Origin of the sequence: Amycolatopsis sp. NPDC051128, from assembly GCF_040682715.1 — a bacterium.
Lineage (GTDB): Bacteria > Actinomycetota > Actinomycetes > Mycobacteriales > Pseudonocardiaceae > Amycolatopsis.
On the sequence record NZ_JBFBBN010000028.1, the window covers coordinates 70,267 to 84,188 of the forward strand.

9 protein-coding genes and 1 pseudogene are annotated in these 13,922 nt (G+C 72.0%); 6 read left to right on the plus strand and 4 right to left on the minus strand.

The window, feature by feature from the left end; translation table 11 throughout:
• Window positions 1-12: 12 nt before the first annotated feature.
• Together AB0M82_RS26395 and AB0M82_RS26400 are read right to left on the minus strand one after the other, a co-directional pair.
• Window positions 13-1,770: an MFS transporter gene (locus AB0M82_RS26395; RefSeq protein WP_364727003.1), complete on the minus strand. Its 1,758-nt coding sequence runs from the start codon at window positions 1,768-1,770 to the stop codon at window positions 13-15.
• 262 nt (window positions 1,771-2,032) lie between these two features.
• Window positions 2,033-3,505, minus strand: coding sequence for a PLP-dependent aminotransferase family protein (locus tag AB0M82_RS26400; protein WP_364727006.1), 1,473 nt, complete (start codon window positions 3,503-3,505; stop codon window positions 2,033-2,035).
• Window positions 3,506-3,533: 28 nt separating this feature from the next.
• Here AB0M82_RS26400 and AB0M82_RS26405 point away from each other — a divergent pair, with 28 nt between their 5' ends.
• On the plus strand, window positions 3,534-4,319 hold the full coding sequence (locus tag AB0M82_RS26405) for a methyltransferase domain-containing protein (RefSeq protein ID WP_364727008.1): 786 nt from the start codon (window positions 3,534-3,536) through the stop codon (window positions 4,317-4,319).
• A gap of 97 nt (window positions 4,320-4,416) precedes the next feature.
• On the opposite strand, the gene AB0M82_RS26410 is transcribed toward AB0M82_RS26405, so the two are convergent.
• Both AB0M82_RS26410 and AB0M82_RS26415 read right to left on the minus strand, forming a co-directional pair.
• Window positions 4,417-7,656 carry a tetratricopeptide repeat protein gene (locus AB0M82_RS26410; protein ID WP_364727010.1) on the minus strand — a complete coding sequence of 1,080 codons (3,240 nt, stop codon included), beginning with the start codon at window positions 7,654-7,656 and terminating at the stop codon, window positions 4,417-4,419.
• Window positions 7,657-7,896: 240 nt separating this feature from the next.
• Window positions 7,897-8,625, minus strand: a complete 729-nt coding sequence (locus tag AB0M82_RS26415) for an alpha/beta fold hydrolase (protein WP_364727013.1) — start codon at window positions 8,623-8,625, stop codon at window positions 7,897-7,899.
• A gap of 45 nt (window positions 8,626-8,670) precedes the next feature.
• Here AB0M82_RS26415 and AB0M82_RS26420 point away from each other — a divergent pair, with 45 nt between their 5' ends.
• From AB0M82_RS26420 to AB0M82_RS26440, 5 genes and pseudogenes are all read left to right on the plus strand, one after another.
• Entirely contained in the window at window positions 8,671-9,921 is a 1,251-nt protein-coding gene (locus AB0M82_RS26420) for a cytochrome P450 (RefSeq protein WP_364727015.1), read from the plus strand.
• Complete coding sequence (locus AB0M82_RS26425; protein WP_364727017.1) at window positions 9,921-10,841, plus strand: LysR family transcriptional regulator; 921 nt, start codon at window positions 9,921-9,923, stop codon at window positions 10,839-10,841. Before AB0M82_RS26420 ends, AB0M82_RS26425 begins: the two co-directional genes overlap by 1 nt.
• Before the next feature lie 95 nt (window positions 10,842-10,936).
• The gene (locus AB0M82_RS26430; protein WP_364727019.1) at window positions 10,937-11,683 is read left to right on the plus strand and encodes an SDR family oxidoreductase; all 747 of its coding nucleotides are present in this window, start codon (window positions 10,937-10,939) and stop codon (window positions 11,681-11,683) included.
• Window positions 11,684-11,979: 296 nt separating this feature from the next.
• Window positions 11,980-12,225: pseudogene (locus tag AB0M82_RS26435) on the plus strand (DUF6444 domain-containing protein); the annotation flags it as partial.
• A 386-nt stretch (window positions 12,226-12,611) separates the two neighbouring features.
• A complete protein-coding gene (locus AB0M82_RS26440; RefSeq protein WP_364727021.1) occupies window positions 12,612-13,841 on the plus strand; it encodes a DUF222 domain-containing protein in 1,230 nt (409 codons plus the stop codon).
• Window positions 13,842-13,922: the final 81 nt, after the last annotated feature.

Below are 13,922 nucleotides of genomic sequence, written 5' to 3' on the forward strand. Positions count from 1 at the left end.
TCGAAACCACCGTCAGCGCTCGTGCGCCGGCATCACCAGCTCGCTCGGCTCCCCGGCCACCGCCGCCAGTTCTTCGCCCGCCGATTCGCCGTCCGCGGGGCGGGCGTCCTTCGTCAGCAGGGACGCCACCGCGCCGATCAGGCAGACCACGATCGCGAAGCCGAACGCCACCGCCAAGCCCGACTGGAACGGGCCTGAAATCAAGTTCGGGAAGAAGCTGCGGCCCGTCAAGAACGACGCCTGATCTGGCGGCAGCGACGACAGCTGGCTGCCCAGGAGCTGCTGGATCGGGTTGTAGCCCAGGAACGCCGCGAACAGCACCGCCACCGCCGGGAGGTTGGCGATCTCCGCCGCCGAGGCCGGTGGGACGCCGTGGTCGATCAGGCCCTGGCTCATCGTCGACGGCAGGCTCGAAGACAGGCCCGCGATGATCAAGCTGAAGAAGAAGCCGATCGAGAGCACCATCGCCGCGTTCTGGAACGTCGTCATCATGCCCGCGCCGGAACCGCGGGCGTCCGCCGGGAGGCTGTTCATCACCTCGGCGCGGTTCGGTGAGGCGAACATGCCCATGCCGATGCCGTTGAGCAGCAGGATCGCCGCGAACGCCCAGTAGTCGAAGTTCACCGGCAGCAGGATGAGCAGCAGGAACGTCACGGCCGTGATGAGCAGGCCGCCCGAGGCGAGCAGGCGGCTGCCGATCCGGTCGGACAGCACGCCGGACACCGGGGCCGCCAGCAGGAAGCCGACCGTCATCGGGAGCATGTAGATGCCCGCCCACAGCGGGGTCTGCTCGAACGTGTAGCCGTGCTGGGGCAGCCAGATGCCCTGCAGCCAGATGATCAGGATGAACTGCAGCCCGCCGCGGCCGAGGGACGCCGTCAGGTTCGCGACGTTGCCCCAGGTGAACGACCGGATCCGGAACAGCGACAGCCGGAACAGCGGGTTGTCGACCTTCGACTCGATGATCACGAACACGACCAGCACCGCCAGGCCGCCGATCAGGCAGCTCAGCACGAACGGGCTGCCCCAGCCGGTCGGCGAGGAGCCGTAGGGCTGGATGCCGTATGTGATGCCGATCAGCACCGTGACCAGGCCGACCGCGAAGGTGATGTTGCCCCACCAGTCCATCCGCGCGTGCTTGCGGACGCCGGTGTCGTGCAGCTTGAGGTACGCCCAGATCGTGCCGATGACACCGAACGGCACCGAGACCAGGAAGATCAGGTTCCAGTCGACCGGGGCGAGCACCCCGCCGACGACCAGGCCGAGGAACGAGCCCGCGATGGCCGCGACGCCGTTCATGCCGAGCGCCAGCCCGCGCTGGTTGGCCGGGAAGGCGTCGGTGAGGATCGCCGAGGAGTTCGCCATCAGGAAGGCGCCGCCGACGCCCTGCACGATCCGCCAGCCGATCAGCCACAACGCGGCCGCGTCGCCGTCGAACCAGGTCACGGCCAGCATGATCGAGGAAGCGGTGAAGACGGCGAAGCCGAGGTTGTACATCCTCGCGCGGCCGTACATGTCGCCGAGCCGGCCGAAGCTCACCACCAGCACCGCGGTGACCACGAGGAAGCCCATGATCATCCACAGGAGGTAGCTGGTGTTGGCCGGCTCCAGGGGGTTGATGCCGATGCCCTTGAAGATGTCGGGCAGCGCGATCAGCACGATCGACGAGTTGATCGTGGCGATCAGCATGCCCAGCGTCGTGTTGGACAGCGCGATCCACTTGTACCGCGGCCCCAGTTCCGCGATCGAATACGTCCGGCGTTCCGCCACTGTGCAACCTTTCCGCTCGCCAGTCCCTTAGCTAGGCTAAGCAACTTGCTTGCGTATGGCAACCAACGTCGCGAAACGCATGGGAGAGCGTGGTCACACTCGCTTGACTGTCCTTTGCGGACTCTTTACCGACGGGACCGACGGTGCCTGTGGACAACTGAGCACCGAGGCGGTGGGCCTGTGGACTACCCGGGCGCGCGGCTCCGGAACTGTCGGTGCTCGCGAGTAACGTTGAAACCGGGGGTCCCCCTCACGGCGCCCCTCAAAGCGAGGACCGCACCAACCGGCCGAGCAGGGTGACTCCCTCGGCGATCTCCCCCGCCGTCCGGGCCGCGTACCCCAGCACCAGCCCCGGCCGTCCCGGCCGCAGCCGGTGCCAGGACAGCGGCTGCACCTTCACCCCCTCCGCCAGCGCGGCCGCCGCCACCGCGACGTCGTCCACCTCGGCGTCGAACGTGATCGTCAGGTGCAGACCGGCCGCCGCGCCGTGGACCACCGCGGACGGCACGGAAGCCGACAGCGAACGGATCATCGCGTCGCGGCGACGGCGATGGCGGGCCCGGACCACCCGCAGCTGCCGCTCCAGCTCGCCGGTCTCCATGAGCCGCGCCAGCACCAGCTGCGCGAGCACCGCGTTGCCGAGGTCCGCGAACCGCTTGGCCGCCACGAGATCGGCGTGGAACCGGGGCGGCGCGAGCAGCCAGCCGACGCGCAGCGCCGGCGCCAGGAGCTTCGAAACGCTGCCTGTGTAACAAACTTCGGGCAGCATCGACCGGACCGCGGGCACCGGCGCGCGGTCGTACCGGTGCTCGGCGTCGTAGTCGTCCTCGATGACGACGCCGCCGTCGGCCGCCCAGCGCATCAGGTCGCGACGGCGCTCGCCACCGAGCACCACGCCCGTCGGGAACTGGTGGGCGGGCGTCAGGAGAACCGCCGGAGCGCCGAGAGCGCGCAGCTCGGCGACCCGCAGGCCGTCGTCGTCCACCGGGACCGGCGGCGTCGCCAGGCCGCAGTGGTGCAGGTGCTGGCGCGCGCCGAGCGAACTCGGGTCCTCCACGGCGATCTCGGAGAGACCGTGCTGCCGCAGGACCTCGCCGAGCAGGGTCAGCGCCTGCGCGACCCCGGCGACCACGATGATCTCGCCCGGGTCCACGCGGATGCCGCGGTTGCGCGCCAGCCAGCGCGACACCGCCAGCCGCATCGCCGGCGCCCCGCGCGGGTCGCCGTAGCCGAAGTGCGACGGCTCGAGCTCGTCGAGCACCGCGCGCTCCGCCCGCAGCCAGGCCGCGCGCGGGAACGCCGTCAGGTCGGGCACGCCGGGCGTGAGGTCGATCCGGGCCGGGGCCGCGCGGATCTCGTCGAAGACCTCGACGCCGGGCATCGGCGTGATCACCGTGGCCGGCACCGGCCGGGCGGGCGCGGGTGACGGCGGCAGCACCGGCGCGGCGACGACGACGGTGCCGGCCCGGCCGCGGCCCGCGGCGTGCCCGTCGTCGATCAGCCGCTGGTAGGCCTCGGTGACCACGCCGCGCGACACGCGCAGCTCGGTGGCCAGCACCCGGGACGCGGGCAGCCGGCCGCCCACCGGGAGCCTGCCGTCGGCGATCGCGGCACGCAGCCGGCCGGCGAGCCAGTCCGCGAGCCCGCCCGGCGGCGCCTCGCGGACGTCGAGCTGAAGGAAGTCCGACCCCGAGGTTATGGACCACTTCGCAGGCGTCGGTTTGGCTCTGTCCATCAGGCCATTGTCGCAGCACGCTGGTCTCATGGACACCACCTACGTGCACGGATACACCGCTCCCGAAGCCCGCCGCCTCGGCGACCAGGCCGACACCCTGGCCGAGTTGCTGCACGCCGGAACGGCCTACCCCGCCGGCAGCCGCGTGCTGGAGGTCGGCTGCGGCGTCGGCGCCCAGACCGTCCACCTCGTGGCCCGCAGCCCGGACGCGCACCTGACCGCGGTCGACGTCTCCGCGGACTCCCTGGCCCAGGCCCGAGCGAGGGTCGGGCCGGGCGTCGGCTTCCACCAGGCCGATCTGTTCGATCTCGACGGCGAGTACGACCACCTCTTCGTCTGCTTCGTGCTGGAACACCTGCCGGAGCCGGTGAAAGCCCTCTCCCACTTGAAAACCCTGCTGCGGCCGGGCGGCACGATCACCGTGATCGAGGGCGACCACGGCTCGGCGTTCTTCCACCCGCGCAGCGCCCACGCCCAAGCCGCCATCGACTGCCTCGTCCGTCTGCAGGCCGACGCCGGCGGCGACGCGCTCATCGGGCGGCGCCTGTACCCGCTGCTCGCCGACGCGGGCTTCGGCGACGTCACGGTCGAACCCCGGACGGTCTACGTCGACGCGTCCCGCCCCGAGCTGGTCACCGGGTTCACCCGCGACACCTTCACCGCGATGGTCGAAGGCGTCGGCGAAACGGCCGTCGCGAGGGGGCTGCTCGACGAGGCCGGCTGGGCCCGCGGCGTCGCGGATCTCCACCGCACGGCCGCAGCGGACGGCACCTTCCACTACACGTTCTTCAAGGCCACCGGAGGTGTGCGGTGATCATCCGCCGGCGACGACCGCGCCTGGCGGGCAGCAGCGACGTCGTCGACCGGGACCTCCAGCGGATCGAAAGCGACCTCGCCGCCGTCGAGCGCCGCTACCCCACCAGCCGGCCCAGCGCCGCCAGGTGGTCCTGGACGCGGATCGTGCCCGGCACGCGTTCGCCGGCGTAACAAGCGAGCGCGCGTTCCCAGTGCTCGCGCGCGACCTCCGGCTCGCCGAGTCCATAGTGGACTTCGCCGAGCCCGCAGTGCGCCTTGCCCTGCTCGGGACGGCAGCCCGTTTCCTTCGCCACGGCAAGGGCTTCGCGGTGATATGTGAGCGCTTCGGCGCTCGCGCCGCGTGCGGCCGACAGCGTGCCGAGGCTGTTGAGCACACGGGATTCCACCCCCCGGTCACCGCATTCGCGGGCGAGGCCCAGCGCCTCTTCGAGGTGCTGGGCCGCTTCCGCCGGGCGGTCCTGCGCGAGCCGGACGTCGCCGAGGTGCTTCAACGCGATGCTGCGGTTCGGGAGACTTCCGGTCTCCTGCGCGATTTCCAGGGCCCGCTCCAGGTGCCTGGCGGCCTCGGCGTACCGGCCGCGCGCGTGCTCGACGTCACCGAGGATGTGCAGCGCGTACCCCTCGCTGACCCGCACCCCCATGGCCCGGAAGTGCTCCAGCCCGTCCGCCAAGGCCCGCGCGGCTTCGTCGTGCCGCCCCTGCGCCGACAACGCGTCACCGAGGTTCACCAGCGCATAGCCCTCGCTGGTCCGGTCGGCGGTTTCGTGCGCGAGTTCCAGGGCCTCTTCCAGGTATCCGGCCGCTTCCCGGTAGCGGCCGATGCCGCGGCACGCGCAGCCGAGCACCACCAGCACGAGGCCCTCGCTGGTGCGGTCGCCCGCTTCCCTGGCCAGCGCGAGCGCCTCCGTCGAATAGGCGATGCCCTCGGCGAACCGGCCCAGCGCCCGGCAGACCAGGCCGAGAGTGTTGAGCACGTGGATCCCGGTGCGCCGGTCACCGGTCTCGCGGACGATGACGAGCGCTTCCTCCAGGTACCGCAACGCCTCCCGTGACCGGCCGACGCGCCAGTGGCCCAGCGCGATCAGCGTCAGCGGCTCGGCCTCGGCCACCCGGTCGCCGGCGTCGTGGGCCAGCGCCGACGCGTGCGTGTGCAGCACCAGCGCTTCCTCGTGGTAGCCGCCGACGTCGAGGTAGTGCCACAGGATCCCGGACAGCAGCCGCAGGTGGCCGGGCCAGCCGTGCCGGGTGGCGTGCGCGGCGACCGCCAGGAGGTTGCGGCGCTCGGCCTCCAGCCATGCCGGTGCGTCGAGCACCTTGACGTCGGGCTCCGGCACCTGCGGGCGCAGGTGCCGTTCCTGCGGGAGGACGACGTCCATGGCCTGCGCGGCCGAGCGGACGTAGAAGTCGAACAGCCGCTCCTGCGCCGCGTGGCTCTCGGCCGGCTCCCCGGCCGCGAGCTCGGCGGCGTAGACGCGGAGCAGGTCGTGCAGCCGGACGCGGTCGTCGCCGGTTTGCTCGGCGAGGTGGGCGCGCACCAACGTGGCGGTCAGCCGCTCCGCCTCCGGCGGCGCGACGCCGGCGAGCGCGGCAAGGGCGGCCGGGGTCAGGTCGGGCCCCGGGTGCAGGCCGCAGAGCCGGAACACGCGCGCGGCGTCGGCCGCCAGGTGCCGGTACGACCACGAGAACACGGCGCGGACGGCGGTCAGCGGGTCCCCGCCGCCGTCGAGCAGGTCCAGCCGCCGCCGCTCGTCGGCCAGCTCGGCGGATAGGGCGGCGAGGCGCTCGCCCGGCCGGCTCAGCGCCAGCTCCGCGACCAGCCGCAGGGCCAGCGGCAGCCCGGCCGAGTACCCGATCAGCGCGTCGGTGGCGCCGGGTTCGTCGTCGACGCGCCGGCCGAGCAGCGTCCGCAGCAGGTCGCGGGCTTCGTCGCCGGTGAGCAGGTCGACGAGCACCCGGCGGGCGCCGTGCCGGGCGACCAGCCCGGGCAGCGCGTCCCGGCTGGTCACCAGCACCAGGCACGACGGCGAGCCGGGCAGCAGCGGCCGGACCTGCCCGACCGAGCCCGCGTTGTCCAGCACCAGCAGCATCCGCCGGGCGGTGAGCACGGTGCGGAACTTCGCGGCGCGCTCGTCCGGCTCGGCCGGGATGTCCGCGCCGTCGACGCCGAGGGCGCGCAGGAACCCGGACAGCGCGTCGCCCGGGTCGACCGGCCGGACCGGGCCGTAGCCGTGCAGGTCGAGGTGGAGCTGGCCGTCCGGGAACTCGTCACGACGCCGCTGGGCCCAGTGGACGGCGAGGGCGGTCTTGCCGACGCCGCCGGTGCCGGACAGGACGGCGATGCGCGCGCCCGTGCCGCCGCCGGCCAGGAGGGCGTCCAGCTCGGCCAGCTGGGCGGTGCGGCCGCGGAAGCCGGCGACGTCCGCGGGCAGCTGGGCGGGGACGCGGGCCGGCGGCTCCGGGGCGGCGAAGTCCTGACGCAGCACCTGGTGGTGGGCCGCGCGCAGCTCCGGGCCGGGTTCGATGCCGAGCTCCTCGGCCAGCCGCCGCCGGACCTCCTCGAAGACGTCGAGCGCGGCGGCCTGCCGCCCGGACGCGGCGAGCACCACCATCAGCCGGGCGTGCGCGGACTCGTTCAGCGGTTCCTCGGCGGTCAGCACCCGCAGCTGGACGACCGCGTCCTCGGGGTCCGCGATCCCGGCGTAGGTCATCACCGCCTTGGCGCGCCGCATCGCGAGTGCCAGCCGCGCGGGGTGCTGGCGCAGCCGTCCGACGTCGGCGAGCGCCGGGCCGCGCCAGAGTTCGAGTGCCTCGCGGCATTCGCCCTGTTCGAGGAGCGCCTCGAAGCGCAGCAGGTCGAGCTCGTCCTCACCGGCGCAGAGCCGGTAGCCGCCCTTGTCGGTGGCGATCAGGCCGGCGGGCCGCAGCGCCCGCCGCAGCCGCGCGACGTAGGTGTGGAGCAGCTCGAGGCACGACGGCGGCGGCTCGTCCCAGATGACGTCGACGAGGTCCTCGCGCCGCACGGTCCGGTTCGGCTGCAGGGCCAGCAGTGCGAGCAGCAGGCGCTGCTTCTCCGCCCCGATCTCGACCTCGGACTCCCCGCGCCGCACCAGGAGCGGGCCCAGCACGCCGATCCGCACCGCCTCCGGCGGCGCTTCGGCGAGCGCTTCCCGCAGCCGCCGCGCGGTCTCCGGCCGGGGACGGCGGACGCTGCCGAGCTCGGCGTTGCGGACCGCGCGCAGGCTCAGCCCGGCGCGCTCGGCGAGCTGGGCCTGGGTCAGTCCGGCGAGCACGCGCCGTTCCCGCAGCCATCCGGCGAACGACAGGCCTTCGTCCACAGGCGTCCTCTCCCGCGTGCCCGAGCGGAACGTACCTCTTCAGCATCACGATCGTGCCGGTCCAGCTGTACCACCGATCGGCGAAGATGTCCGTTTTCGCAGGTACCGAGGGTGACAGCGGCATATTGCGCGAGTACAGGCGCTCGTCCACCACGAGTTCCTAGGCTTTCTCGGGTCCGGTGGTGACGAGGGGTTCGAGGAGCAGCCGTCGCCTGGGGTACGACGGCTGCGCCCGGACCGTCAGACGCGGAAGCGCTTCAGCAGGGCGCGGACCGCGGCTGGGTCCTCGACGTGGGCGTTGTGCCCGAGGCCGGCGAGAGTGATCGCGTCCGGGTCGAGCGCGCGCAGCTGCTCCGGACGGCTCATCGGGTCGGTCTCGCCCGCCGCCAGCACGACCGGGCACCGCGCCGCGTCGAGCAGCGCCGGCATGTCCGGCGCGCCGACGCCGGACGCGGCCGGGTCCATCGCGAGACGCCAACCTCCCTCGGTCTCGCGAAGCCCGGCCGGGTCCGCGGGCGCGATCCCGAGCAGCCCGGAGACCTTCAGGTAGGCCTGATCGGCGTCCTCGCGCGTCTCGAACACGCGGGCCGGCCGGGCCGCGAACGTCGCCGCGCGGCCCAGGTCGTCCTGGCTCCACTCGACCTTCACGCCGAGGGCCAGCACCCCGGCGACCTCGACGTCGTACCGGCCGGACGCCAGCTCCAGCGCCAGCACCCCGCCGAGCGAGTGCCCGGCGACGACCAGCGGCCCGCCGTCCGGGAGCGCGCGGGCGACCGCCGCGGTGAGCGTCTCGAAGCTGTAGTGCGGCAACGGCGAGGACAGGCCGTGACCGGGCAGGTCGGGGACCAGGACGCGCCGGTCGAGCAGGACGGAGAAGTGGGCCCACACCGCGCCGGTCGCGCCGAGGCCGTGCAGGAGGAGGACGGCCGGTTCGCCCTGGCCGCCGGTGCGCATGTTCAGCGTGTCCATCGCAGCAGCCTGCACCAGGTCGCCGTCCGCGGCTAGGGTCGGCTCGTGGGGATCACCGATCCGGGCACCTACGTGCGAGGCGTCCCGTACGCGGAGCTGGCGCGGCTGCGGCGGGAGTCGCCGGTGGTGCGCGTCGACGACTTCTGGGCGGTGCTGCGGCACGCCGACGCGCGGCGGGTGCTGCGCGACCCCGGGCTGTTCTCCTCACAGCTCGGCGGGACGCAGATCCGCGACCCGGCGACTTCCGCGGATCTGGCCTACGTGCGGCGGATGATGCTGAACATGGACCCGCCGGAACACGGCAGGCTGCGCGGGCTGCTGACGAAGGCGTTCACCCCGCGCGCCGTCGCGAAGCTGACTTCGCAGATCGAAAGCTGGGCACGGGACCTCGTCGCGGCGGTCGCCGACCGCGGCTCGTGTGATTTCGCGGCGGTGGCGGCCGATCTGCCCCTGGTGACCTTGGCGGGCGTGTTCGGGGTGCCGGAACAGGACCGGCGGCTGATGTACGACTGGAGCAACCGCGTGATCGGCTACCAGGACGCCGAATACGCGGTGAGCGCGACCGTCGACGCTTCTTCGGTGAGCGAGCTGGCGCGGGCCGCGCTGGCGGTCCGTCCGGCGCCCGGCCCGGACGGCTCGATGCCGGACCCGCGGACCCGCGCGGGGATGCCGGACCTCTACGCGTACGCGAACGCGCTGGGCGAACACAAGCGCTCGCATCCGGGCGACGACGTGATGAGCAACCTGATGCGGCACCGTGATCGCGTCTCGCTGGCCGAGTTCGAGAATCTCTTCTGGCTGTTTTCCGTGGCGGGCAACGAAACCCTGCGCAACGGCCTGCCCGGCGGGCTGCTCGCGCTGCTGTCCCATCCCGCGCAGTACCAGCGGTTGCTGGCGGACCGGTCGCTGCTGCCGTCCGCGGTCGAGGAGATGCTCCGCTGGTGGACGCCGGTCATGCACTTCCGGCGCACCGCCACGGCGGACGTGCGATTGTCCGGAGTGGACATTCGCGCCGGGGACAAGGTGGTGGTCTGGTTCTCCGCGGCCAACCGCGACCCGGAGGTGTTCGAAGAGCCGGACGTCTTCGACATCGGCCGCACCCCGAACGACCACCTGACGTTCGGCCACGGGCCGCACTTCTGCCTCGGCGCGCACCTGGCGCGGGTGCAGCTGCGGGCGATGTTCGGCGCGGTGCTCGACCTGCTCGGCGAGGTGTCCCTGGCCGGCGAGCCGGTGCGGCTGCGGTCGAACTTCCAGAACGGCCTGAAGTCGCTGCCGATCCGGTGGACCCGCTGATGGAGATCCGCGAGATGCGGGCGTTCGTCGCGGTCGTCGAGGCCGGGACGATGTCGAAGGCGGCACGGCAGCTGCACGTGAGCCAGCCGGCGTTGTCCCAGACGATCACCGCTCTCGAACGGCGCCTCGGCGTCCAGCTGCTGGTGCGGACCAGCACGGGCGTGCGGGTGACGGACGCCGGGACGACGTTGCTCGCTGAGGCCCGCGCGGTGCTGGCGCGGCACGACCAGGCGCTGTCCGCCATGGCCCGGCACACGAAGACCGGCGGCGGCGTGCTGCGCGTCGGCGTCCCGCTGGAACTGCCGCCGGACCTGCTGCCGTCGGCGCTCGCGCGGCTGGCGGACGACTACCCGGACACGCGGGTGCAGGCCCGGCACCTGTCGTCGGTCGCGCAGGTGGCCGCGTTGCGGACGGGCGAACTGGACGTCGGGCTGGTGCGCGAGCGCCCGCCCGGGCCGGACCTGGACGCGGTGCTCGTGGTGGCGGAGAACGTGGGCGTCCTGCTGGCGGCGGACGTCGCCGAGAAGCTCGCCGGACCGGACGGGGTGCGCCTGGAGGCACTGGCCGGGCTGGACTGGTTCGCCTTCCCCCGCGCGGGCAGCCCGGTGTGGCACGACGAGCTGGCGGCGATCCTCCGCAGCCACGGCCTCGACGTCGGCCCGGAGATCCCGGAAGAGCAGCGGCTGATCGTCGAGCTCAAGATCCCGGCGGTCAGCGCGGGCGGCGCCTACGCGTTCGCCCCACCCGAGTGGCCGTACCCGTTGCCGGACACGGTGCGGTGGATGCCGTTGGCGGGAAACCCGATCGTCCGGCGGACCTGGGCTGTCTGGCCCGCGACCTCGCACCGGCGTGACCTGGCCCGATTCGTCGCGGCTTTGGAAGACGCCGGTGGCCATCACCCCGGCCGATGCCCGGCATAAGGAGCGCCGAACGCCCGGGCGGAAGGCCTGCTCGCCGGTCCGCCTTCAACCAGGTGACCGGGGAAGCACCCCGGCGGGCGAGCAGGAGTGAAGCAATGGCTGCAGAACTGTCCGGGTCCACGGCGCTGGTGACCGGCGGAACCAGCGGGATCGGCCGGGCGACGGCGATCGCGCTGGCCGGGCTCGGGGCCCACGTCGTGCTGTCCGGCCGGGACGCCACGCGCGGCGAGCAGGTCGTCGAGCGCATCCGCGCGGCGGGCGGCAAGGCCGGCTTCGTCGCGGCCGATCTGAAGGACGCCGCGTCGGCGCGTTCCCTCGCGGCCAGGGCGCGTGAGCTGGGCGGGCACGTCGACGTGCTGGTCAACAACGCCGGGATCTTCCCCACCGGGCCCTCCGCGGACACCACCGAGGCCGGCTTCGACCGCGTCTACACGACGAACGTCAAGGTGCCGTTCTTCCTCGTCGCCGAGCTGGCGCCGGAGATGGCCCGGCGCGGGCACGGCGCGATCGTCAACGTGTCCACTTTGGTCGCGGCGAGGGGCATGGCGGGGATGGCGCTCTACGGCTCGTCCAAGGCGGCGGTCGAGCTGATGACGAAGGCGTGGGCGGCGGAGTTCGGGCCGTCCGGCGTGCGCGTCAACGCGGTCAGCCCCGGCCCGACCCGCACCGAAGGCACGGCCGCCTTCGGCGATGGCCTCGACGAGCTGGCGGCGGCGGGTCCGGCAGGCCGGGTGGCGGCACCGGAGGAGATCGCGGCGGCGATCGCGTTTCTGGTTGGGAGTGGCTCGAGTTTCGTCCAGGGTGTTGTGCTTCCGGTCGATGGTGGGCGCTTGGCTGTGTGAGCTCGCGTGGCTGGGTTTTCAAGAGACGGCTTCGCCGTGGCGTGGGGAATCGGCGCTCCTCGTGGTTGCTTTCGCGCTGTGGTCGGCAGCGCCGATTCCCCACGCAATGGTCCCCCGCCGCCTTCACGATCGTGGCTAAGTGTTGTGGTGCAAGGACATTCGATCTCATGACTACCTGATCGTTAACTGTTCAGGTCGTTGTCGGGCCATGAGCGGGCCTGTGGGATGATCTTGTTGTGGGGGAAGGTGTTCGTCCGTCGTATGACGAGCTGGCCGCGCTGGTCGCAGCGCAGGCCGTGGAGCTCGCGCATGCGCGGGAGGAGATCACCGCATTGCGGGCCGAAGTCGCCGCGCTCAAGCGTTGGTTGGGCACGAACTCGGGTAACTCCTCGATGCCACCACCATCATCGGACCGGTTCAGCAAACCTGCTCCCAAGTCGTTGCGCGGCAAGACCGGACGTAAACAGGGCAAGCAGCCCGGTGCGCCCGGAGCGAATCTGTCCCTGGTGGAGAACCCGGACACAATCGTCGAGCACGCACCGTCTGCGTGCTCGGGGGTGCGGCGCGGGTCTGAGCCGCGCCCACTCTGCGGGGATGATCCGGCGGCAGGTCGTCGTTTGCCCCCGGTGCGTCCGTCGGTGACCGAGCATCGCCTGCACCGGTTGCGGTGCCGCGGATGCCGCTGCATCACCACCGATCAAGGCGCAGCTGAAGGTTTCCGGCGGCTGGCGCACACGGCACGGCGCCCACGCGTGGCTACGTGTGCGCGGCTACATCTCCACCGCGCGCAAGAATGGTCTTCACATCATCACCGCGCTACGCGGCGCCGTCACCGGAAACCCTTGACTGCCAACGAACACCGAAACAGCCTGAACAGTTAACCCGATCGTGTGATGAACACACGTTCGGTCGCCGGTATTCTTGAGTTATGTCCAGTGTTGCTGCGTGGCAAGCCGATGCGGTCGCTCTCGCCGACCGCGTCGGTGAGTTGCTCACGCGCATGCGAGCCACCGAAGCCGAACTCGGCACCCTCCTCGTCGAGATCGAAACCCGCGGAGTGATGGACCTGTTCGGGTATCGGTCTGTGGCCCGGTTGCTGGAACATCTGGCCGATGTCCCGAAAGCCGCCGCCGAGCACGTCGTGAAACGAGCGCGGGCACTTAACGCCGGCCAAAACCTGGACGGTTCTCCGATCCCCGCCCTCGCCCCGGCCACCGGTGCCACCGCCTCGACTGGTGCGTTGAGCAACCCGACGATCGATGCGATCGTCGACGTGGTGAAACTGGCCCCGCCCGAGCACCGCGACCGCGTCGAACAGGATCTACTGGCCTTCGCCGAGGACGCCGGGCACAAGCAGGTCGCCGCCCTCGGCACCCGAATCCTCGCCCACCTCGATCCTGACGGTTCCGAACCCGACGACGCCGAACCCGCCACCCCCACCCGCGAACTCTCCCTCCGCCGCAAACGCTCCGGCATCTGGGAACTGCACGGCACATTCGACGACGAGACCGGCACCCGCGCCAGCGCCGTGCTGGACGCCCTCGCCCAGCGCCGCAGCAGCGACGAAGGCCCCGACCTCCGCTCCCCACAAGAACGCTACGGCGACGCCTTCTCCGACACCATCGACCTCGCCCTCAACTCACCGGACTTGCCGATTCAGGCCGGTGAGCGGGCCCACGTGATGGTCGCGGTGTCACTCGAAGACCTCAAGACCGGTGTCGGGAAAGCCATCCTCGGCGATGCCGGCACCATGTCGGCGGCCGAAGCACGCATCCACGCCTGCGACTGCAAAGTCATCCCCGCAGTTCTCGGGGCGAAGAGTGAACCCCTGGACCTGGGCCGCTTCCGCCGGCTGATCTCGCCCGGGCTCCGCCGCGCCCTGTATCTACGGGATCGTGGCTGCGCGTTCCCCGGCTGTCATCGTCCGCCCCGGCATTGCCAGGGGCATCACCTCCGGCACTGGGCCGACGGCGGTCCGACGAACCTGGGCAACCTGGCGTTGATGTGTTCTCACCATCACCGGCTGCTGCACCGCTCCGGGTGGGAAGCCCGCATCGCCACCGACGGACTCCCTGAATTTCTCCCACCAGCATTCCTGGACAAACAACGAAAACCCCGGCGCAACAACCTCCACCAACCACTGCCCTTCGCAGCCTGACCAACCACACAACGGGAAAGGCCCGCAGCCACCGGCTCCGGGCCCACACCCACGCCGCCAGGTCACCGGTGCGGTGGCGTC

Bases quoted from the DNA above. Each gene is read 5' to 3' on its own strand.
- AB0M82_RS26400 (WP_364727006.1), bottom strand. From the start codon at position 3,505: ATGGACAGAGCCAAACCGACGCCTGCGAAGTGGTCCATAACCTCGGGG.
- AB0M82_RS26405 (WP_364727008.1), top strand. From the start codon at position 3,534: ATGGACACCACCTACGTGCACGGATACACCGCTCCCGAAGCCCGCCGC.
- AB0M82_RS26415 (WP_364727013.1), bottom strand. From the start codon at position 8,625: ATGGACACGCTGAACATGCGCACCGGCGGCCAGGGCGAACCGGCCGTC.
- AB0M82_RS26425 (WP_364727017.1), top strand. From the start codon at position 9,921: ATGGAGATCCGCGAGATGCGGGCGTTCGTCGCGGTCGTCGAGGCCGGG.
- AB0M82_RS26430 (WP_364727019.1), top strand. From the start codon at position 10,937: ATGGCTGCAGAACTGTCCGGGTCCACGGCGCTGGTGACCGGCGGAACC.
- AB0M82_RS26440 (WP_364727021.1), top strand. From the start codon at position 12,612: ATGTCCAGTGTTGCTGCGTGGCAAGCCGATGCGGTCGCTCTCGCCGAC.